The sequence below is a fragment of the Pseudomonas sp. EL_65y_Pfl2_R96 genome (assembly GCF_963970905.1).
Classification (GTDB): domain Bacteria; phylum Pseudomonadota; class Gammaproteobacteria; order Pseudomonadales; family Pseudomonadaceae; genus Aquipseudomonas.
Window position 1 is genome coordinate 448,655 of sequence record NZ_CAXAQH010000001.1, and the last position, 21,611, is coordinate 470,265.

A 21,611-nucleotide genomic window follows, 5' to 3' on the forward strand; every position below is an offset into this window, starting at 1 on the left:
AAAAAAACCCCTGACGAAGCATGCGATTTCCCTTTCCCCGCCTGAGGATTTTGAATATAGCAAGGCCTCTTTTCTTTTCCAGCCACATCCACGATTCCCTTTAAATCTTTTCACGATAACCGACAACACCAATCCTTAAGTTTAACTGGCGATTATCGACAGACCTTTAATGACAGAAAGAGCCGTAGGAAACTTCTTACAACCAAAGCATTAAGCACATCCATCCAACTTCAACATAAACAAAGCGCCATTAATAAAACGTAAACCCGGACACCCATTATCGCCCCGGATAACTATTGGATTTAATTAAGAATGCCTCATACCGTCCATGACCGGGCTGGCGCCCATTAGCGTTCGATAATCGCCCAAAACCCCATCCACCCAATTGAATCCCCCCGCCCATCCCTCGCACCATTGCCCGCACCTGCAAAAATCAATAACAACAAGGTCCGACACCATGACTACGCGCCCTCCCCACTCTGGCTGATCTCGCCCGATCCTTTTTCCCGTTCGATTTTTTGTCTGCGACCCCTCGGTTGCGGCTGTGTACTGCTTCATCCCTGACAATTAGAGAGACCCGAGCCCATGACTTCCTCCACCACGCAGTATTTGTTTCCCAGCCTGATCGCCATCGCACTGGCCGGCGCGGCCCTGCCCGCCATGGCCGAGGAAGCCGGTTTTGTCGAAGGTGCCAAGGTCAACCTGAACCTGCGCAACTTCTACATCAACCGTAACTTCACCAACCCGACCAAGACCCAGGGCAAGGCTGAAGAGTGGACGCAGAGTTTCATCCTCGACGCCAAGTCCGGGTTCACCCAGGGCACCGTCGGGTTCGGCATGGACGTGCTGGGGTTGTATTCGGTCAAGCTCGACGGCGGCAAAGGCACCGGCGGTACGCAGTTGCTGCCGCTGGATCACGACGGTCGCCCGGCGGATAACTTCGGTCGCACCAATGTGGCGTTCAAGGCCAAGCTGTCGCAGACCGAAGTGAAGGTCGGTGAATGGATGCCGGTGCTGCCGATCCTGCGTTCGGACGACGGTCGCTCGCTGCCGCAAACCTTCCGTGGCGGCCAGATCACCTCGAAGGAAATCGACGGGCTGACCCTCTACGGCGGCCAGTTCCGCGCCAACAGCCCGCGGGACGACAGCAGCATGAGCGACATGTCGATGACCGGCAAAGCGGCGTTCACCTCAGACCGCTTCAACTTTCAGGGTGGCGAATATGCCTTCAACGACAAGCGCACCCAGATCGGCCTATGGAATGCTGAGCTCAAGGACATCTACAGCCAGCAATACGTCAACTTGATCCACACCCAACCGCTGGGCGACTGGACGCTGGGCGCCAACCTCGGGTTCTTCTACGGCAAGGATGACGGCAGCGCCCGGGCGGGCGAGCTGGACAACAAGACCTGGTCGGGCCTGTTCTCGGCCAAATACGGTGGCAACACCTTCTACGTCGGCCTGCAAAAACTCACCGGCGACAGCGCCTGGATGCGGGTCAACGGCACCAGCGGTGGCACCCTGGCCAACGACAGCTACAACGCCAGCTATGACAACGCGAAGGAAAAATCCTGGCAACTGCGCCACGACTACAACTTCGCCGCCCTGGGTGTACCGGGCCTGACCCTGATGAACCGCTACATCAGCGGCGACAACGTCCATACCGCAACCACCAGCGACGGCAAGGAATGGGGCCGCGAAAGCGAACTGGGCTATACGGTGCAGAGCGGCACGCTGAAAAACCTCAACGTCAAATGGCGCAACTCGACCATCCGCCGCGACTTCAGCAACAACGAGTTCGACGAGAATCGGTTGATCGTCAGCTATCCGATCAGCCTGCTGTAAACACAAACTGAATGTGGGAGCGGGCTTGCCCGCGATGGCAATCTTTCAGTCACATCAATATTGAACGGACTGCCGCCATCGCGGGCAAGCCTCGCTCCCACAGGGATCTTCGGTGAACACAACATTTGCATTCACACCGCAGGCCTGTGGAGCGAGGCTTGCCCGCGATGGCATCAGCCCAGGCAACACAACTTTCGCGGATCACTCCCGCGACTCAACCCCCAACTCATCCCACACCGACTCGGCCAGGTGGAAGGTCGCGTTGGCCGCCGGGATGCCGCAGTAGATTGCGCTCTGCATGATCACTTCCTTGATCTCGCCGCGGGTCACGCCGTTGTTGGCGGCGGCGCGCAGGTGCAGTTTGAGTTCTTCGTTGCGGTTCATGCCGATCAGCATGGCGATGGTGATCAGGCTACGGGTGTGGCGCGGCAGGCCCGGGCGGGTCCAGATGTCGCCCCAGGCGTGGCGGGTGATCATCTCCTGGAACTCCGAGTTGAACTCGGTCAGCGTGTTCAGGCTACGGTCGACATGGGCGTCGCCAAGTACTGCGCGGCGGACTTTCAGGCCCTCGTCGTAACGTTGTTTCTCGTCCACAACAATCCCCTCAATGAGCTGACAAAAACGCCAGCACTCGGTCGCTGAACGCAGCGCCGGCCTGGACGTTGGACAGGTGCGCGGAGTAGAACTCGGCGTACTCGGCGCCCCGCACGTGTTCCTGAATGAAATGCCCACCGGACGGCGGCGTGACCGCGTCTTCAGTGCCGGCGATCACCAACAGCGGCACTTGAATCGAAGACAACTGATCGCGGAAGTCGGCATCGCGCACCGCCGCGCAATTGGCTGCGTAACCTTCAGGTGAAGTCGCCGCGAGCATATCGGTAATCTTCTTGGCTATAGCAGGATTGGCTTCGGCAAAATCCTGCGTGAACCAGCGCGCAATCGACGCATCGCGCAGGGCAACCATCGCCGCCGCGCCGTCACGCAGCACGGTTTCGATCCGTGGATTCCACACCGATGGATCGCCGATTTTCGCTGCGGTGTTGCACACGATCAGTTTGTTCAATCGCTGACCGGCATTGATCCCCAGCCACTGGCCGATCAACCCGCCCATGGACAGACCACAGAAATGCGCGCGCTCGATGTGCAGCGCATCCAGCAGCGCCAGCACGTCGCGGCCCAGTTGCTCGATGCTGTACGGCCCTGGTGTCACCAATGATTTGCCGTGACCACGGGTGTCGAAACGCAGCACGCGAAAATGTTCGGTGAACGCCGGGATCTGCGCGTCCCACATGTGCAGGTCGGTGCCCAGTGAGTTGGACAACACCAGCACCGGCGCATCCGCCGGTCCATCGAGTTGCGGCCCTTGAATTTGGTAATGCAGTTCGCCCTCGGCGAGTTGTACGAATGCCACAGCAGTCTCCTTCAGGCTATCAACGCAAAATGTTCAGCCACCGCTCGCTCGACCCAGGTATGGGCCTGACCGAGGTAATGGGCGGGGTCCAACAGACGATCGAGTTCCGCGTCCGACAGCTCGGCAGTCACCTGCGGCTCCTCGCCGAGTACCGCGCGTAGATGCCGTTGTTCAGCCACTGCGCGCTTGCAGCATTGCTCCAGCACATGGTGCGCGGTGTCGCGACCGACCCGTTGCGCCAGGACGATGCTCACCGCTTCGGCCAGCACCAGGCCTTGGGTCAGGTCGAGGTTGCGCGTCATGCGCATCGCGTCCACTTCCAGTCCGTCGGCCACCAACAGCGCTTGCTTCAGGCTACCCGACACCAAACAGCAGATCTCCGGCAGGGTCTCCCATTCGGCATGCCACAAGCCCAGGCTGCGCTCGTGCTCCTGGGGCATTGCGCTGAACAAGGTCGAGAGCAGACCCGGCACCCGCGTCGCCGCACCGATCAGCACCGCAGCACCCACCGGGTTGCGTTTGTGCGGCATGGTCGAGGAACCGCCCTTGCCCGGCGCCGACGGTTCGAACACTTCGCCGGCTTCGGTCTGCATCAACAGGCTGATGTCGCGGCCGAGTTTGCCGAGGCTGCCGGCGATCAACCCCAGCACCGCGCCGAACTCCACCAAACGATCGCGCTGGGTGTGCCAGGGTTGTTCCGGCAAGGTCAGTTGCAGTTCTGTGGCCAAGGCTTTGGCAATCGGCATCGCCTGCTCACCGAGCGCCGCGAGGGTGCCGGAGGCGCCACCGAATTGCAGCACCAGCAGGCGCGGTTTGAGTTCCAGCAGGCGCTGGCGACTGCGGGTCACCGCGCCCAGCCAACTGGCGATTTTCATGCCGAGGGTGACCGGCGTCGCGTGCTGCAACCAGGTGCGCCCGGCCAGCGGCGTGGCGACGTAACGCCAGGCCTGGGTGGCGAGGGTTTCCCCCAGTTGCGCCAGATCAGCTTCGATCAGTTCCAGTGCGCGGCGCAGTTGCAACACCAGGCCGGTGTCCATCACGTCCTGGCTGGTCGCGCCCAGATGCACGTAGCGCTCGGCTTCGGCATCGCTCCTGGCGATCTGCTTGCCCAGTGCCTTGACCAAAGGAATCGCAGAATTGCCCGCTGTGGCAATCGCCTCGCCGAGCGCGACGAAGTCGTAATGTTCAGCGAGGCAGGCCGCTTCGATAGACGCAACAGCCGTCTGCGGAATCAGGCCGACCCGCGCCTCGGCCCGGGCCAGTGCGGCTTCGAAATCAAGCATGGCCTGAACCCGGCCCTGATCGCAGAACACCTCACGCATGTCCCGTGCCGTGAAGTAGGCATCGAACAATTGATTGCCCGGTCGCTGGTTCATAAACAGTCCTTGCAGGCGAGGGTCAGTGAGGCCCCCGCGTAAAGATCAAAGGTCGTTTTGCAAATACTTCGCCTGTTTCGGCAGGCGCAAGCTGAACAGGAACGCGACCGCCATCATCACCGTCACGTACCAGTAGAACGAGTTTTCCATGCCTCCGGCTTTAAGGCTCAGCGCCACATACTCCGCCGAACCGCCGAAGATTGCATTGGCCACCGCATACGCCAGGCCGACGCCCAAGGCGCGCACCTCTGGCGGGAACATTTCGGCTTTCACCAGACCGCTGATCGAGGTGTAGAAACTGACGATCGCCAGCGCCACGGTAATCAGCACAAAGGCCAGGAACGGACTGCTGATACTTTTCAGGCTCAACAGGATCGGTACGGTGCACAACGTGCCGAGGGCGCCGAACCAGAGCATCGAATTGCGCCGGCCGATCTTGTCGGCGAGCATGCCGAAGAACGGTTGCATGCACATGTAAAGGAACAGCGCGCCGGTCATGATGTAGCTGGCGGTTTTGGCGTGCATGCCGGCGGTGTTCACCAGGTACTTCTGCATGTACGTGGTGAAGGTGTAGAAAATCAGCGAGCCACCGGCGGTGTAACCCAGCACGGTGATGAACGCAGCCTTGTGATCACGGAACAGTGCACCGATGCTGCCGGCGTCTTTGTTTTCGCGCATTTCCTTGCTGCTGGTTTCCTTGAGCGCACGACGCAGGAACAACGAAATCAACGCAGCGGCCGCCCCGACCACGAACGGAATTCGCCAGCCATAGGCACGCAATTCATCCTCGCTGAGGAACTGTTGCAGGATCACCACCAGCGACACCGCCAGCAACTGCCCACCAATCAGTGTCACGTACTGGAACGACGCGAAGAACCCGCGCTGGCCCTTGAGGGCGACTTCGCTCATATAGGTGGCGGTGGTGCCGTATTCGCCGCCCACCGACAAGCCCTGCAGCAGGCGCGCGAACAGCAGCAGGATCGGCGCCCAGACACCGATGCTGTTGTAGGTCGGCAGGCAGGCAATGAGCAAAGAGCCGAAGCACATCATCAGAATCGAGATCAACATCGAATTCTTGCGCCCGTGTTTGTCCGCCAACCGACCGAAGATCCAGCCGCCGATGGGCCGCATCAGGAACCCGGCAGCGAATACGCCCGCCGTGTTCACCAACTGCACCGTGGGGTTGTCGGACGGGAAAAACGCCGGGGCAAAATAGATTGCGCAGAAGGCGTAGACGTAAAAGTCGAACCACTCGACCAGATTGCCGGACGAGGCGCCGACAATCGCAAAGATCCTTTTGTTTCGTTCTTCACGGGTGTAGAGAGCTGTGAGAGTAGTCATTGTTTTTTACTCTTTTGGGGACCGCGAGAGTCTAGACACATTTAGCAATAGCCCCGCTCCGCAAATGCATCAGCGACACGATTCCCTGTGGGAGCGAGCCTGCTCGCGAAAGCGGCGTATCAGTGCCATCAATGCTGAATGACTCACCGCAATCGCGAGCAGGCTCGCTCCCACAGGGGGTTGGGTGTTCTCAATAATCGAAGAACACCGTCTCCGCATCCGTCCCCTGCAAAATCACATTCCACTGATAAACACCCGCAGCATCCTGCTTCGCCAGCAACGTACTGCGGCGTTCGGCAGGCACGCACTCCAGCAGTGGGTCCGCCACGTTGGCCGGTTCGCCATCAAAGTAAATCCGCGTCAGCAAGTGCTTCACCAACCCGCGAGCAAACACCAGCACCACCAGGTGCGGCGCCTGGGTCGAGCCCTTCAAGCCTTCCACCGTGCCCGGCTTGATCGTGGTGAAGCGGAAGCGCCCTTCTGCATCCACCGGCACCCGACCAAACCCTTCGAAGTTCGGGTCCAGGGGTTTGTCCTGATCGTCTTCGGGATGGTCGTATTTGCCGGCGGCGTTGGCCTGCCAGACTTCCAGCATGGCGTCGTTGACGAAGTCGCCATTGCCATCGACTACTTGCCCGGTGATCGCCACGCGCTCGCCAAGGGTTTGTGCAACGGTCAGGTCTTCGCGGTTCAGCCAGGTCAGGCCGATGTGGTAGTACGGTCCGACGGTGTGGGACGTGGTCGCGTTCAGCGTCATCTTATTTCTCCATCGGCGTGGCATCGCGGCCGCGCAAGACGATGTCCCAGCGATAACCGAGGGCGTAGGAAGGGATGGTTTTTTCCAGATCGAAACGGGCGATCAGACGCTCTTTGGCGCTGGTATCGGGCACGCAGTTGTAGATCGGGTCATAGGCCAGCAACGGGTCACCCGGGAAATACATCTGGGTCACCAGGCGCGTCAGAATACTCGGCCCGAACAGTGAGAAATGGATGTGCGCCGGACGCCAGGCATTGTGGTGGTTGCCCCACGGATAGGCGCCTGGCTTGATGGTCTGGAACTGATACCAGCCATCGGCGTCGGTCACGGTGCGACCGGTGCCGGTGAAGTTCGGGTCCAGCGGCGCGTCGTGCAGGTCGCGGGCATGGTTGTAACGACCGGCGGCGTTGGCCTGCCAGATCTCCACCAGAATTCCCGGCACCGGCAGACCGTTTTCATCCAGCACACGGCCGTGGATGATGATCCGTTCACCCAACGGCTCGCCCGAGTGCTGGGCAGTCAGGTCGTTGTCCCGCTCCTGAATACGCTCGGCGCCGATGGTCGGCCCGGTGATTTCCGACAGCGAATGAGGTAAAAACACCAACGGCTTGGACGGCGAGCGAAGGTTGGTGGATTGATAAGGAGGGTGCAGGTATTCCGGCTGAGTGCCCGCCTGTGGGCGACGGTAACCAGGTTTGTCAGTCATTGCGCTTTCCTCTGTTCTTATTAGTCGACGCTACTTATTCACAGCCAAGCGTGTCAGACCCGTTCAATCGCCAAGGCCAGCCCCTGGCCGACACCGACGCACATGGTCGCCAGACCTTTCTTGCCACCGTTTTTTTCCAGTTGATGCAGCGCAGTCAGAACAAGGCGTGCACCGCTCATGCCCAGCGGATGGCCCAAGGCAATGGCGCCACCGTTCGGGTTGACCTGGGCCGCGTCATCCGCCAATCCCAGTTCACGCAGCACGGCCAAACCCTGGCTGGCGAAAGCTTCGTTGAGTTCGATCACGTCGAAATCGCTGACCGCCAGGCCCAGACGCTCGGTCAATTTACGCACCGCCGGCACCGGGCCGATGCCCATCACCCGTGGTGCGACTCCGGCGCTGGCCATGCCGAGCACTTTGGCGCGGGCCGTCAGGCCATGTTTCTTCACGGCTTCGGCCGAGGCCAGAATCAGCGCCGCCGCACCGTCATTCACACCGGAAGCATTACCGGCAGTGACGGTTTTGTCCGGGCCATTGACCGGTTTGAGTTTGGCCAGGGTGTCGAGCGTTGTGTCGGCGCGCGGATGTTCGTCCTGGCTGACCACTGTTTCACCCTTCTTGTGGGCAATGCGCACTTCCACTATTTCTTCGGCGAAAAATCCTGCGGCTTGCGCGACGGCCGTGCGTTGTTGACTGCGCAGGGCGAAAGCGTCCTGATCCTCGCGAGAAACTTCGTAATCGTCGGCCACGTTATCGGCGGTCTGCGGCATCGCATCGACGCCATATTGGGCTTTCATCAACGGATTGATGAAGCGCCAACCGATGGTGGTGTCTTCCAGCTTCATGTTGCGTGAAAACGCCGCGTCGGCCTTGCCCATCACGAACGGTGCGCGGGACATCGACTCGACGCCGCCAGCAATCGCCAGCTCCATCTCGCCGCTGGCGATGGCCCGAAACGCGGTGCCGATCGCATCCATGCCCGAAGCGCACAGCCGATTGAGGGTAACGCCCGGAATGGTTTCCGGCAGCCCGGCCAGCAACAACGCCATGCGTGCCACGTTGCGGTTGTCTTCGCCGGCCTGGTTGGCGCAGCCGAGGAACACCTCGTCCACCGCGCTCCAGTCCACCGACGGGTTGCGTTCCATCAGCGCTTTGATCGGCACGGCGGCCAAGTCATCAGCGCGGACCGCCGACAGGCCACCGCCGAAACGGCCGATGGGGGTGCGAATCGCGTCGCAGATATAAACGTCACGCATCAGGCTTCTCCGGGTGCTTGGCCGTGGGCCGCAGCGGTGCGGGCTTCCAGATCACGCAGCACCGTCAGCTCGACATCGGTTGGCTCGGCGGTGTTTTCCACCTGATCGGCGAAGCGAATCGCCCAGCCGGTGGCCGCAATCACTTGCTCGCGGGTCACGCCTGGGTGCAGCGCGGTCACCACGAATTCATGAGTATCCGCTTCGGGTTCCATGATGCACAGGTCGGTAATAATGCCGACAGGACCGGCGCCCGGCAGGCCGAGACGCTTGCGTGAGTCCCCGCCCTCGCCATGGCCTACCGAGGTGATGAAATCGAGTTTGTCGACAAAGGAACGCGCCGACTGCTTGAGGATGATCAGCACGCTCTTGGCGGAACCGGCGATCTCCGGCGCGCCACCGGCACCCGGCAGGCGAACTTTCGGCTGATGGTAGTCGCCCACCACTGTGGTGTTGATGTTACCGAAGCGGTCGACTTGCGCGGCACCGAGGAAACCGACGTCGATGCGCCCGCCCTGCAACCAATAGCGAAAAATCTCACCAGTCGGGACGACAGTGTCGGCAGTTTCCGCCAGTTCACCGTCACCGATCGACAGCGGCAGTACGCTCGGCTTGGCACCGATCGGACCCGATTCGTAGATCAGGACTACATCCGGCGAGGACGTCAGCCGCGCCAGGTTGGCAGCTTTCGACGGCAGGCCGATACCGACGAAGCACACCGAACCGTTTTTCAGACGGCGGGCGGCGGCGACGGTCATCATTTCATTGGTGGTGTAAGTCATTACTTGGCCTCCGAAGCAGCGGCCAGCTTGGCCTGGAACTCGCTGAAGTCAGCGCAGCCGTGGATGTACTCGTTGATCCACGCGGTGAAGGTTTCACGGTCGCGGGCAATCGGGTCCCAGGCTTGGTAGAAACGGTTGTCGCGCTCGGTGTAACCGTGGGCGTAGGATGGATGCGCGCCACCCGGGACGTGGCAGACCGCGCTCAGAGCCCAAGTCGGCAGCACGCAAGCGTTCATCGGTGCATTAAGGTCATCGACGATTTCTTCGACAGTGACGATGCAGCGTTTGGCCGCCAGCGCCGCTTCTTTCTGCACACCGAGAATGCCCCAGAGCAACACGTTGCCTTGACGGTCGGCTTTCTGCGCGTGAATCACGGTGATGTCCGGGCGCACCGACGGCACCGCCGCCAGCACTTCGCCGGTGAACGGGCACGTGACGGTCTTGATCAGCGGGTTGACCTTCGGCAGGTCGGAACCGGCGTAGGCACGCAACACCGCGAACGGCAGGCCCGAAGCGCCCGCGACGTAGGCATTGGCCAGGTCGGCATGGCTGTGCTCTTCGATTTCCAACGCATGCGGCCACTGCTTCTCGACCGCATCACGCAGACGGTGCAGCGAGCCCACGCCCGGGTTACCGCCCCAGGAGAAAATCAGCTTGCGAGCACAACCGGCACCGATCAATTGGTCGTAGATCAAGTCAGGCGTCATCCGCACCAGGGTCAGGTCTTTCTTGCCCTGGCGAATGATTTCGTGACCCGCCGCCGTAGGAATCAAGTGAGTGAAGCCTTCGAGCGCGACGGTATCGCCGTCGTTGACGAACTGCTTCACCGCGTCATGCAGCGAAAGGATTTCAGCCATGGGGCAGGCTCCCGTTTTTTTATCAACCGACAGTGGTAGAAAAAGGCGCGATGCGCAGCGCCGGAATGACTGAAGATTAAGCCCCTGGAAAAACCCAAACAATCCGATAATCGACTAAGCGTTCGTTTATCGAACATATTGTTGTCTGGCTATCGATCACTAAAAGCATCGCGGGCAAGCCCGCTCCCACAGGTTGATGCGCAATCCTTGCGGGAGCGGGCTTGCCCGCGATGGGGCCGGCAAACTCAACAACAATCTTGAAAGTTGTCCTCAGGTCGCGTCCGCATGACTGACCATGCCCTTGATCACCACCGCCGTGGTCGCCAACGCGGCCGGAATCACCAGCGCCGTCAGCACCTGCTCGAAGTTCCAGCCCAGGCCCAGCAACGTTGCGCCCATCCACGCACCGAGGATCGCGCCGAAACGGCCAATCCCGAGCATCCACGACACACCGGTCGCCCGCCCTTGAGTCGGGTAAAACCGCGCCGCCAGCGACGGCATCGCCGATTGCGCGCCGTTGACACACATCCCGGCCACCAGCACCAAGGTCGCCAGCAATGTGATGTTGCCCAGGCTCTGCCCTACCGCGTAGGCAAACACCCCGGCGAATAAGTAGAAAATGCCGATGACCTTGTGCGGATTGAACCGGTCCATCGCCCAGCCCACACCCACTGCGCTCAACACCCCACCGAACTGGAACAGCGCACCAATGAATGCGGCCTGCTCCATGCTCGCGCCGCTGTCACGCATCAGCGTCGGCAGCCAACTGGTCAGCAGGTAAACGATCACCAGCCCCATGAAGTACGTCAGCCACAGCAACAACGTGCCGGTGCTGTAAGTGCCGGAGAAGATCACCGCAAACACATTGCGCGCCTTCACGGTTTTCTGTTCCGGCACACTGAAGCTCGAAGCCTGGGCCACCACCGTCGGGTCGATCGGCGCCAGGGCCTTGCGCACTTTGTCGGTGCCGCGATTGCGCACCACCAGGTAACGTGCCGATTCCGGCAACCAGAACAGCAATACGACGGCGAGGATCAGCGGCAGAATCCCGCCGATCATCAACAGACTGTGCCAGCCGAAGGCCGGAATCAGTTTGGCCGAGATGAACCCGCCCCCGGCCATGCCGAGGTTGAAGCCGCAGAACATGCTGGTCACCAGCAGGGACTTCTTGCGCTCCGGTGTGTATTCGGACAGCAGCGTGGTGGCGTTCGGCATGCCGGCGCCCAGGCCCAGGCCGGTGAGAAAGCGCAGTACCAGCAGTTGATCGACATTGGTGCTGTAGGCCGACGCCAGGCTGAACGCGCCGAACAACAGCACCGCGCCCACCAGTACGACTTTTCGCCCGAAGCGGTCAGCCAACGGGCCGGAACCCAAGGCACCAAAGACCATGCCGATCAGCGCCGCACTCATCACCGGACCGAGACTGGCGCGGTCGATGCCCCAGTCCTGGGACAGTGCCGGCGCGATAAAACCCATGGCCGCAGTGTCGAGGCCATCGAGGAAGACAATCAGGAAACACAGGATCACCACCCGCCATTGGTAGCGCGAAATGGGTTGAGCGTTAATGAAGGACTGCACGTCGAGGCAGTTTCCTACAGCAGACTGAGGCTGGTTCATTATTTTTATCCCACGCAAAGAACGCAGTCGAACAGGTGCCAGCCGAGGCTGACGCTGTCACAAGAAAAGGAGGTCGGGGATCAGGCGATTCGGTTTCGGCAGCTGAGCCGGAGGGAACAGCGGCAGTCGGGTAACGAGCGCATGATGATGCCTCTTCTCATTATTATTGGGCCGTGATCCGGCGACTGACTGAAGGCCAACAGTGCCGGATGACGCTGCCGCGACATTAATGATCCAAGGGAAAGAGCGTCAATTCGATAAACGCGACTCTGTGCGTTTATCGAACAGCTTAGGCAAAGAGTTGCGCGCTCAGATCACGACTGGCGCTTAGCAGGCCGGGCAGGAAACGCTGCTCCAGCTCGCTGCGACTGACCCGGCCGGCATGGGTGCTGACGTTCAGCGCCGCCACCACTTGGCCGGAAGCGTCGTACACCGGCACGGCAATCGAGCGCAGCCCCTGTTCCAGTTCCTGATCGACGATGCACCAGCCTTGTTGCCGTACCTCTTGCAGGCATTCGAGCAATGCCTCGGGAGTATGCAAGGTGCGACTGGTCTTGGCTTGCAGCTCGGCATGGTCGAGATACTCGCGCAACGACGTGTCGTCCAGCGCGGCGAGAAGAATCCTGCCCATGGAGGTGCAATAGGCCGGCAAGCGTCCACCCACCGAGAGGTCGACGGAAATCAGCCGCTGGGTGGTCGCCGAGCGCGCGATGTACAAAATGTCATCACCTTCCAGGGTGGCCATGTTGCAGGCCTCGTGCAGTTGCTCGCTCATGCGGTCCAGATAGGGCTGGGCAGACACCGCCAGCGGGGTCGACGACAGATAGGCATGGCCCAGGGTCAAGACTTTGGGCAACAGCGAATAGGTGCGCCCGTCGGTGGTGGCGTAGCCGAGCTTGATCAGGGTATGCAGGCAACGTCGCACAGCGGCGCGGGGAATTTCCGTACGGTGGCTGATCTGTGCAATGGTCAGGTGCCGCTTGCGCTCCTGGAACGCTTGCACCACCGCCAGGCCACGAGCCAGGGAGGTCATGAAATCCGGGTCACCGGTCAGGGCCTGAATTCGCTTGGCGGGCGAGGCGACGATCGGCGGTGCTACTGAAGCGAAGGAATTGCGCATTTGATCGTTCATATCAGGTTGTTCCCCACGCGGATCAGCGACTATTACAAGCGGCTGCCGGTCTGGCACACAAGTCACCGGCCGCCAACATTGGGCGATTATCGAACCGCAGGCCGATAATCGCAATCGATAGTGCTTACGGTGAGCCACACGGCTTTCACTCGCCGCACAACACGGTTGTTATTTTCGGTCACTGGCTTAAAGGAGGACGATGTAATAATTTGTTCGGCTTAATGGCGTCAGAATGTCACCGCAGCAACTGGCATCAGCCCACCGTAGTTACTGCTAAAGTTAGGAGCAACAAAACAATCACACATGAGGAACTACTTTTAACTCTCGAGAGATAGTGTTCTTCGGATCGACCGCTATAATGCATCTCAATGGCGACCGGTTTTTTACGTGCCGAATCCGCCAACCGGCAGCGCAATATCCATTGCCGCTGTCCGCAGCAAGCGCCTGACGCTCATTTCATATGCTCCGCCAACGCGCTCGCTGAAACAGGAGACTGATGCTACGTCAGCTGTTTTTCTCTGGTGCCGTGGCCGCCTGCAACAAGGAAGTATTGATTGCGCCGTGGGAATGATGCCGTGTCAGGCATTATCCTTTCTACGAGCATGGTCAATAGATCGATGCAGCGCGTTTCACCAGAATTAATCTCAACTCAATCAGGTAGCACTGTGACGAAAGACGAACTGCGCGCAGAACTTGAGCGCCAGGAACAACGTTACAAGGAAGTTTACGGCGGGGAAGTCACCACTTACGCCGCTCAGCCCGAACCCGAACGCAAACCCTGGCGTAAACGCGCCACCGTTCAGGATCAGGCCTTCACCCAGGAATTGCAGAAGATGGAAAAGGAACTCAAAGCCGAAGAGCCATGACTGCCTCGGCCTGATTCCTTTCAAGAGCCTGCGTCTACACCCGTTAAAAGCGGGTTGTATCGATGATGCTTTTCGCGCCCGCTACAAGCGGGCGGCGGCTCCTCTCATCCATTGGATGAGGAAAATGGCTCATGTCTGACCCTCTTCTCAGATATTTCACACAAGCGTCCAAGCCTCTCGCCCCGACGAGCGAAACCCTTGTGGCTGCTGCCTTTCCAAGCAAATTCAACGACTTGTAAAGCCCTGAAAAAGCCTGGGACTTAGGGGATTGCCACAAATTAATTCGTTGAAGAATGTTACCGACGAGCAGCTAGTGCATCGATTAGCAGTCTTTTCTGGCATAATCGCGCCCCCTTACGAACGGGTCAGAAAACCTTCATGATCGATTTATTCAGCGGACTGGATGCTTGGGTGCTTGTGAGCCTCTTGCTCGCCCTGGCCTTTGTCCTCGCCTTCGAGTTCATCAACGGCTTTCATGACACCGCAAACGCGGTGGCCACTGTTATCTACACCAAAGCCATGCCGCCTCATCTGGCGGTGTTCTTTTCCGGTGTGTTCAACTTCCTCGGCGTATTGCTGGGCGGTGTGGGCGTGGCGTATGCCATCGTCCATCTGCTGCCGGTAGAACTGCTGATCAATGTGAACACCGGTCACGGACTGGCCATGGTGTTCTCGTTGCTCGCCGCCGCCATCACCTGGAACCTGGGCACCTGGTACTTCGGTATTCCGGCCTCCAGCTCCCACACGCTGATCGGTTCGATCCTCGGGGTTGGCCTGGCCAACGCCCTGATCAACGACATTCCGTTGGCCGACGGTGTGAACTGGCAGAAAGCGATCGATATCGGGGCGTCCCTGGTGTTCTCGCCGATGGCCGGCTTCCTGATTGCAGCCCTGGTGCTGATCGGCCTTAAATGGTGGCGTCCGCTGTCCAAGATGCACAAGACACCGGAACAGCGCCGCAAGATCGACGACAAGAAACACCCGCCGTTCTGGAACCGTCTGGTGCTGGTGATTTCGGCGATGGCGGTCAGTTTCGTGCACGGCTCGAACGATGGCCAGAAAGGTATCGGCCTGATCATGCTGGTACTGATCGGCATCGTGCCGGCGCAGTTCGTCCTCGACCTGAACAGTACCACCTACCAGATCGAGCGGACTCGCGATGCGACCCTGCACCTGAGCCAGTTCTACGAGCGCAACCGCGAATCCCTGGGTGAGTTCCTGGCACTGGGCAAAAGCGTGAAAGGCGATCTGCCGGAGAAATTCCGTTGCAACCCGCAACAGACCGAACCGACCATTTCAGCGCTGCTTGGCACCCTTAAAGGTGTAGCGGACTACCATTCGTTGCCGTCGGAAAGCCGCATCGAAGTACGTCGCTACCTGCTCTGTCTGGACGACACCGCGAAGAAAGTCGCCAAGCTGCCAGGCCTCGCTGCCCGTGAAAAGGCTGACCTGGACAAACTGCGCAAGGACCTGACCACCACCACCGAATACGCCCCGTTCTGGGTGATTCTGGCGGTCGCACTGGCCCTCGGCCTGGGTACCATGGTCGGCTGGAAACGCGTGGTACTGACCATTGGCGAGAAGATCGGCAAGCAAGGCATGACCTACGCTCAAGGCATGTCGGCGCAGATCACCACCGCGTGCATGATCGGCGCGGCGAACATCTTCAGCTTGCCGGTTTCCACCACACACGTTCTGTCCTCAGGCGTGGCCGGCACCATGGTCGCGAACAAAAGCGGCCTGCAAGGCGGCACTGTCAGAACCATCCTGCTGGCCTGGGTCCTGACCCTGCCAGCCACCGTAGCCCTGTCGGCCGGCCTGTTCTGGCTGGCATCGAAGGCACTGGGTAGCTGATCTACCGCTACTGAAAAAGGCGCGTTCCGTGAGGTTCGCGCCTTTTTTATTGCTGCAATCACACCACTGATCCCTGTGGGAGCGGGCTTGCCCGCGATGACGGCGGCAGATCCGACATCGATGTAACAGACCTATCGCTATTGCGGGCAAGCCCGCTCCCACAGTTGATCGTGTACCCCGGAAAACCACAGACAAAAAAAAAGGGCGACCGAAGTCGCCCAAAATGCCTTGCGTGCTCATTGCTCCAGAAAGACCTACGGCTTCTTGCGCTTATGCGCATCCTTCCAGATGAAAAATCCAAACCCGGCAAAAAACAGAACCATGAGGCCGACTGTCAGCACTCCGGCGATCACCACGTTGTCGAAAAACATGACTGGCCTCCTGCACTTGCCCTGTTGCGATGGGGCTAAGTTAACCAATCGGGCAGGAGAAAAAATTGACCGGGATCAATGCCGCCCAAGACTGGGCGTAAAGGAAGGGAAATAACTGACCTGCATCAACCGATGCAGGGTGTTTCAACGCTTTTTCGGTTTGTTCTTCGGCTTTTTCTTCGCTTTACCCAGCGGCATGGCCTGCTCAAACGCTTGGCGTACTTCGTTCAGGCGTTTTTCATTAAGGTCATGAACCCGTTTGGCACGTTCGGAGTTGAGGTCAATCAGCTTGTCATCTTGGCTCATGGCGTTCAGTGCATCGCTTGGAAATGAATTCAGCTGCCGGCTAAAGGCGGCAGGATTGTGCCAATAATGCGGTCTGGCGCGGGTGCTGACCAGTCATCCGACACTTCAGATTTCGATATCGACCCACAATCCCTGACGTGGCTGATTCTCCATCAACGGCACCACCGGCACGGTGTTGTCGGCATTGAGTTCATTTCCGGGAATCGCGAGGTGTTCTTCAGGATCTTCATCGGCCTCACGACGGCGCCGCTCCCGTTCCTGCCGACGACGCTGTTCCTCGCGCAGCTGCAGGCCCGCCTCTTCCGGATCGCGCTTTTGCAGGTCGATGGTGCTTTCGTTGGAGTTTTCCTGCACCGGCACCACGGGCGGAATATCCGGGCGCTGGCGGATCGGATCCTGCTGTGAAGTGATCGGCACGGCGCTCAAGGGGAGCATCGGTGGCAGCATATTTTTAGTCTCCTGTCAGCAGGCTGTCGGCTGCGGGGATGGCGACTTGAGCCATCGGTCGCAAACTTGTGATCCGTCTGGCACCGTAGGAGCTGGCCCAGTCTGCGATCTTTTGATCTTCATCTCCCGAAAAGTTCGCATCCTCCATCGGCGAGCGCATGTAATCCTTTGGTCCTGAAGGCTCATTCCGTTAAGATAGCCCGCTTTTTCAAGGTGGGAGTCAGGCAGCATGGCGCAGCAGTATCAACCGGGGCAACGCTGGATCAGTGACAGCGAAGCCGAGCTGGGTTTAGGCACCGTTCTGGCACAGGACGGCCGCTTGTTGACCGTGCTCTACCCGGCCACTGGCGACACTCGCCAGTACGCGCTACGGAATGCGCCCCTCACCCGCGTGCGGTTTTCGCCGGGTGACTCGATCACTCACTTCGAAGGCTGGAAACTGACCGTACAAGAAGTCGACGACGTCGACGGCCTGCTGGTCTACCACGGCCTCAACGCGCAAAACGAAGTGGTTACCCTGCCGGAAACCCAGCTGTCGAACTTCATTCAGTTCCGCCTGGCGAGCGACCGTCTGTTCGCCGGCCAGATCGACCCGCTGGCCTGGTTCTCCCTGCGTTATCACACCCTCGAACACACCAGCCGCCAGTTGCAGTCCTCCCTTTGGGGCCTGGGCGGCGTGCGGGCGCAACCCATCGCGCACCAGTTGCACATCGCCCGTGAAGTCGCCGACCGTATCGCGCCGCGGGTTCTGCTGGCCGACGAAGTGGGCCTGGGCAAGACCATCGAAGCCGGTCTGGTGATCCATCGCCAACTGCTCTCGGGCCGCGCCAACCGCGTGCTGATCCTGGTGCCGGAAAACCTCCAGCACCAGTGGCTGGTGGAAATGCGCCGCCGCTTCAACCTGCAAGTCGCCCTGTTCGACGAAGAACGCTTCATCGAAAGCGATGCCGCCAACCCGTTCGAAGACACCCAGCTTGCGCTGGTTGCACTTGAGTGGCTGGTGGAAGACGAAAAGGCCCAGGACGCGTTGTTCGCAGCGGGTTGGGACCTGATGGTGGTCGACGAAGCGCACCACCTGGTGTGGCACGAAGACCAGGTCAGCCCTGAATACTCCCTGGTGGAGCAACTGGCCGAAGTCATTCCCGGCGTCTTGCTGCTGACCGCTACCCCGGAACAACTGGGTCAGGACAGCCACTTCGCCCGTCTGCGCCTGCTCGATCCGAACCGTTTCCACGACCTGCACGCCTTCCGCGCCGAGAGCGAAAACTATCGCCCGGTGGCCGAAGCCGTTCAGGAGCTGCTGGACAAAGGGCGTCTGTCGCCTGAAGCGCACAAGACCATCCACGGTTTCCTCGGCAACGAAGGCGAAGCCCTGCTGACCGCCGTCAATGATGGCGACACCGAAGCCAGCGCTCGTCTGGTCCGCGAACTGCTGGACCGCCACGGCACCGGCCGCGTGCTGTTCCGTAACACCCGCGCCGCCGTGCAGGGTTTCCCGGAGCGCAAACTGCATCCGTACCCGTTGCCGTGCCCGGCCGAATACCTCGAACTGCCACTGGGCGATCACGCCGAGCTGTACCCGGAAGTCAGCTTCCAGGCCCAGCCGGACGCCAACGAAGAAGAGCGCTGGTGGAAGTTCGACCCGCGCGTCGAGTGGCTGATCGATCAGCTGAAAATGCTCAAACGCACCAAAGTGCTGGTGATCTGCGCCCACGCCGAAACCGCCATGGACCTGGAAGACGCCTTGCGCGTACGTTCCGGCATTCCGGCCACGGTCTTCCACGAAGGCATGAACATCCTAGAGCGTGACCGCGCCGCCGCCTACTTCGCCGACGAAGAATTCGGCGCTCAGGTGCTGATCTGCTCGGAAATCGGCAGTGAAGGTCGCAACTTCCAGTTCTCGCACCATCTGGTGCTGTTCGACCTGCCGTCGCACCCGGACCTGCTGGAGCAGCGCATCGGTCGTCTGGACCGGATCGGTCAGAAGCACATCATCGAACTGCACGTGCCGTACCTGGAGACCAGCCCGCAAGAACGGCTGTTCCAGTGGTACCACGAAGCGCTGAACGCGTTCCTCAATACCTGTCCGACCGGCAACGCCTTGCAGCATCAGTTCGGCCCACGCCTGCTGCCGCTGCTGGAAAACGCCGATGACGGCGAGTGGCAAGCGCTGATCGACGAGGCCCGCGCCGAGCGTGAACGTCTGGAAGCCGAGCTGCACACCGGCCGTGACCGCTTGCTGGAGCTCAACTCCGGCGGCGCCGGCGAAGGTGATGCACTGGTCGAGGACATCCTCGAACAAGACGATCAGTTTGCCCTGCCGATCTACATGGAAACCCTGTTCGACGCCTTCGGCATCGACAGCGAAGACCATTCGGAAAACGCGCTGATCCTCAAGCCAAGCGAAAAAATGCTCGACGCCAGCTTCCCGCTGGGCGACGACGAAGGCGTGACCATCACCTACGACCGCAACCAGGCGTTGTCTCGCGAAGACATGCAGTTCATCACCTGGGAGCACCCGATGGTCCAGGGCGGCATGGACCTGGTCTTGTCCGGTTCGATGGGCAACACCGCCGTGGCGCTGATCAAGAACAAGGCGCTGAAACCGGGCACCGTGTTGCTGGAACTGCTCTACGTCAGCGAAGTGGTTGCCCCGCGTTCGCTGCAACTGGGCCGTTACCTGCCGCCAGCCGCCCTGCGCTGCCTGCTCGACGCCAACGGCAATGACCTGTCGGCCCGGGTGTCGTTCGAAACCCTGAACGATCAACTGGAAAGCGTGCCCCGCGCCAGTGCCAACAAGTTCATCCAGGCCCAGCGCGACCAGCTGACGCCACGGATCAACGCCGGCGAAGAGAAGATCACCCCGCGTCACGCCGAGCGCGTGGCCGAGGCGCAACGTCGCCTGGCGGCGGATACCGACGAAGAACTGGCACGCCTGACCGCCTTGCAAGCGGTCAACCCGACCGTACGTGACAGCGAACTGGTTGCGCTGCGCAAGCAACGTGAGCAAGGCCTGGCGATGCTCGACAAGGCGGCGCTGCGACTGGAAGCGATTCGGGTGTTGGTGGCGGGTTAATCCGCTCTGCTCCACCGCTAAAAAGAAGGCCCGCAGCGATGCGGGCCTTTTTTTGTCTGCTGATCGTTCCCACGCTCTGCGTGGGAACGATCATTTACGCGGTGACCACCGGAGTCTGCGGCTCAGCCACCGCCACCAACCCTTCCTTCATCCGTTTGGCATCCCTCACAAAACACCGCGATGCCAAAAACAGAAACACCATCGTAAAGAACAATGCCACCGGAATCAGATACATCGCATCATGCAAACCAACAGCCTTGAAGGCTTCAGTCATCTGCTCAGCGCCGGCCGAGAGCATGGCCAAGTGCGCAAAATGATCAGACAATCCGCCCACCACCACCGGCCCCAATCCGCCGCCCAGCAAGTACAACCCGGCAAAGAACAGCGCCATCGCCGTGGCCCGCAGGCGCGGTTCGACCACGTCCTGAATCGCCGTGTACACACAGGTGTAGAAGTTGTAGGCGAACAACCAACCCAGGCTGAACACCGCGACAAACACCCCGATCTCGATCCGTCCGGCGTGCAGCGCCCAGGCCGTGCACAAGGTTGAAATGACCAGGCTGAACGCCGCGAACAACAGTCGCCCACTGGCCACCCGCTGGTGAATCTTGTCGGCAATCCAGCCGCCGAGTGTAAGGCCGAACAACCCGGTCACCCCGACGATCACCCCGGTCGCCACCGCCGCTTCCTGCAACGGCATCAGGAAATAACGCTGCAGCATCGGCACCAGGAACGAGTTGCAGGCATAGGTGGCGAAGTTGAAGCACAGCCCCGCCATCACCAGCCACAGGAAAGTCGGCACCGCCAGCACCCGACGGATCGGCCGGTCCACGCGTTCCTGAGACACTTGCACGCTTTCTGCCGCACCACGTTTCGGCTCTTTGATGAAGAACATGAAGACTGCCAGGATCAGCCCCGGCACCGCCGCGATGAAGAACGGCGCACGCCAGCTGTCGAACGCCTTGACCATCGCGCCAATGGTGAAGAATGCCAACAACAGGCCCAGCGGCAAACCGAGCATGAAAATACCCATGGCCCGCGCCCGACGGTGAGCCGGGAACAAATCGCCGATCAGCGAGTTGGCGGCCGGCGCGTAACTGGCCTCACCAATGCCGATGCCCATGCGCACGATCAGGAAACTCCAGAAACTGCCCACCAACCCATTGACCGCTGTCAGCCCGCTCCACGCCGCCAGGCCCCAGCCCATCAGTTTGCTGCGCGAACCGGTATCGGCCAATCGCCCCAGAGGCAGGCCGGCAATGGCGTAAACGATGGTGAATGCAGTCCCGATGATCCCCAGTTGAAAGTCGCTGAGGTGCCACTCCATGCGGATCGGCTCAATGATGATGGCCGGGATCGTGCGGTCGAAGAAGTTGAACAGGTTGGCCAGGAACAACAGGAACAGAATGCGCCAGGCATTCGCCGCTTGGGTCGAGTTCTGCATGGGTCCGTCTCTTTTATTGTTATTGGGGCTTCATTGCCAACGCATTCGAGCCCGGAACCGTCAATCTAGTCAGGCCCGCCAGCGCTGTCTGTCATTATTCGTAAGGCTGATATCCATCCATGGCAGCCAGCGCGGTCCATGCAACAATTTATTTCCAATAGCTCTAAAAG

Annotated in this window: 19 protein-coding genes; 4 read left to right on the forward strand and 15 right to left on the reverse strand. The window is 60.2% G+C overall.

The window, feature by feature from the left end; translation table 11 throughout:
* The first annotated feature begins 585 nt into the window (after positions 1 to 585).
* Positions 586 to 1,845 (forward strand): OprD family porin, encoded by a 1,260-nt coding sequence (locus tag AACY49_RS02060; RefSeq protein WP_258697236.1) that lies wholly within the window; start codon positions 586 to 588, stop codon positions 1,843 to 1,845.
* Between the two features lie 201 nt (positions 1,846 to 2,046).
* Here AACY49_RS02060 and pcaC read toward each other — a convergent pair whose 3' ends face one another.
* From pcaC to pcaR, 11 genes are all read right to left on the reverse strand, one after another.
* Positions 2,047 to 2,439: a 4-carboxymuconolactone decarboxylase gene (gene pcaC, locus AACY49_RS02065; protein ID WP_339521492.1), complete on the reverse strand. Its 393-nt coding sequence runs from the start codon at positions 2,437 to 2,439 to the stop codon at positions 2,047 to 2,049.
* Positions 2,440 to 2,449: 10 nt separating this feature from the next.
* Positions 2,450 to 3,256 carry a 3-oxoadipate enol-lactonase gene (gene pcaD, locus AACY49_RS02070; RefSeq protein ID WP_339521493.1) on the reverse strand — a complete coding sequence of 269 codons (807 nt, stop codon included), beginning with the start codon at positions 3,254 to 3,256 and terminating at the stop codon, positions 2,450 to 2,452.
* 11 nt (positions 3,257 to 3,267) lie between these two features.
* The gene (locus AACY49_RS02075; RefSeq protein ID WP_339521494.1) at positions 3,268 to 4,632 is read right to left on the reverse strand and encodes a 3-carboxy-cis,cis-muconate cycloisomerase; all 1,365 of its coding nucleotides are present in this window, start codon (positions 4,630 to 4,632) and stop codon (positions 3,268 to 3,270) included.
* 45 nt (positions 4,633 to 4,677) lie between these two features.
* Complete coding sequence (locus AACY49_RS02080; protein ID WP_339521495.1) at positions 4,678 to 5,973, reverse strand: MFS family transporter; 1,296 nt, start codon at positions 5,971 to 5,973, stop codon at positions 4,678 to 4,680.
* Between the two features lie 190 nt (positions 5,974 to 6,163).
* On the reverse strand, positions 6,164 to 6,730 hold the full coding sequence (gene pcaG / locus AACY49_RS02085) for a protocatechuate 3,4-dioxygenase subunit alpha (protein ID WP_258697241.1): 567 nt from the start codon (positions 6,728 to 6,730) through the stop codon (positions 6,164 to 6,166).
* A gap of 1 nt (position 6,731) precedes the next feature.
* Positions 6,732 to 7,436 (reverse strand): protocatechuate 3,4-dioxygenase subunit beta, encoded by a 705-nt coding sequence (gene pcaH, locus AACY49_RS02090; protein ID WP_339521496.1) that lies wholly within the window; start codon positions 7,434 to 7,436, stop codon positions 6,732 to 6,734.
* A 53-nt stretch (positions 7,437 to 7,489) separates the two neighbouring features.
* Positions 7,490 to 8,695 (reverse strand): 3-oxoadipyl-CoA thiolase, encoded by a 1,206-nt coding sequence (gene pcaF / locus AACY49_RS02095; RefSeq protein WP_339521565.1) that lies wholly within the window; start codon positions 8,693 to 8,695, stop codon positions 7,490 to 7,492.
* Positions 8,692 to 9,471 (reverse strand): CoA-transferase subunit beta, encoded by a 780-nt coding sequence (locus tag AACY49_RS02100; RefSeq protein ID WP_339521497.1) that lies wholly within the window; start codon positions 9,469 to 9,471, stop codon positions 8,692 to 8,694. The genes pcaF and AACY49_RS02100 overlap by 4 nt, the downstream gene beginning before the upstream one ends.
* The gene (locus AACY49_RS02105) at positions 9,471 to 10,328 is read right to left on the reverse strand and encodes a CoA transferase subunit A (RefSeq protein WP_339521498.1); all 858 of its coding nucleotides are present in this window, start codon (positions 10,326 to 10,328) and stop codon (positions 9,471 to 9,473) included. The genes AACY49_RS02100 and AACY49_RS02105 overlap by 1 nt, the downstream gene beginning before the upstream one ends.
* 270 nt (positions 10,329 to 10,598) lie before the next feature.
* A complete protein-coding gene (locus AACY49_RS02110; protein ID WP_095054391.1) occupies positions 10,599 to 11,945 on the reverse strand; it encodes an MFS transporter in 1,347 nt (448 codons plus the stop codon).
* A gap of 289 nt (positions 11,946 to 12,234) precedes the next feature.
* The gene (gene pcaR, locus AACY49_RS02115; RefSeq protein ID WP_007903845.1) at positions 12,235 to 13,077 is read right to left on the reverse strand and encodes a pca regulon transcriptional regulator PcaR; all 843 of its coding nucleotides are present in this window, start codon (positions 13,075 to 13,077) and stop codon (positions 12,235 to 12,237) included.
* A gap of 665 nt (positions 13,078 to 13,742) precedes the next feature.
* Between pcaR and AACY49_RS02120 the strand changes: the two genes are divergently transcribed.
* On the forward strand, positions 13,743 to 13,943 hold the full coding sequence (locus AACY49_RS02120) for a hypothetical protein (RefSeq protein WP_007935837.1): 201 nt from the start codon (positions 13,743 to 13,745) through the stop codon (positions 13,941 to 13,943).
* A gap of 378 nt (positions 13,944 to 14,321) precedes the next feature.
* The gene (locus tag AACY49_RS02125; RefSeq protein ID WP_007903847.1) at positions 14,322 to 15,797 is read left to right on the forward strand and encodes an inorganic phosphate transporter; all 1,476 of its coding nucleotides are present in this window, start codon (positions 14,322 to 14,324) and stop codon (positions 15,795 to 15,797) included.
* 254 nt (positions 15,798 to 16,051) lie between these two features.
* Here the strand turns inward: AACY49_RS02125 and ccoM are convergent, their stop codons facing one another.
* The 3 genes from ccoM to AACY49_RS02140 form a co-directional block, all read right to left on the reverse strand.
* Entirely contained in the window at positions 16,052 to 16,168 is a 117-nt protein-coding gene (ccoM, locus tag AACY49_RS02130) for a cytochrome c oxidase subunit CcoM (RefSeq protein WP_007926603.1), read from the reverse strand.
* A gap of 144 nt (positions 16,169 to 16,312) precedes the next feature.
* Positions 16,313 to 16,474, reverse strand: a complete 162-nt coding sequence (locus AACY49_RS02135; RefSeq protein ID WP_007935839.1) for a hypothetical protein — start codon at positions 16,472 to 16,474, stop codon at positions 16,313 to 16,315.
* Positions 16,475 to 16,579: 105 nt separating this feature from the next.
* The gene (locus AACY49_RS02140) at positions 16,580 to 16,921 is read right to left on the reverse strand and encodes an aspartate-semialdehyde dehydrogenase (RefSeq protein WP_339521499.1); all 342 of its coding nucleotides are present in this window, start codon (positions 16,919 to 16,921) and stop codon (positions 16,580 to 16,582) included.
* A 229-nt stretch (positions 16,922 to 17,150) separates the two neighbouring features.
* Here AACY49_RS02140 and rapA point away from each other — a divergent pair, with 229 nt between their 5' ends.
* The gene (gene rapA, locus AACY49_RS02145) at positions 17,151 to 19,997 is read left to right on the forward strand and encodes an RNA polymerase-associated protein RapA (protein WP_339521500.1); all 2,847 of its coding nucleotides are present in this window, start codon (positions 17,151 to 17,153) and stop codon (positions 19,995 to 19,997) included.
* Positions 19,998 to 20,091: 94 nt separating this feature from the next.
* Here the strand turns inward: rapA and AACY49_RS02150 are convergent, their stop codons facing one another.
* On the reverse strand, positions 20,092 to 21,441 hold the full coding sequence (locus AACY49_RS02150; protein WP_339521501.1) for a spinster family MFS transporter: 1,350 nt from the start codon (positions 21,439 to 21,441) through the stop codon (positions 20,092 to 20,094).
* Positions 21,442 to 21,611 lie beyond the last annotated feature (170 nt).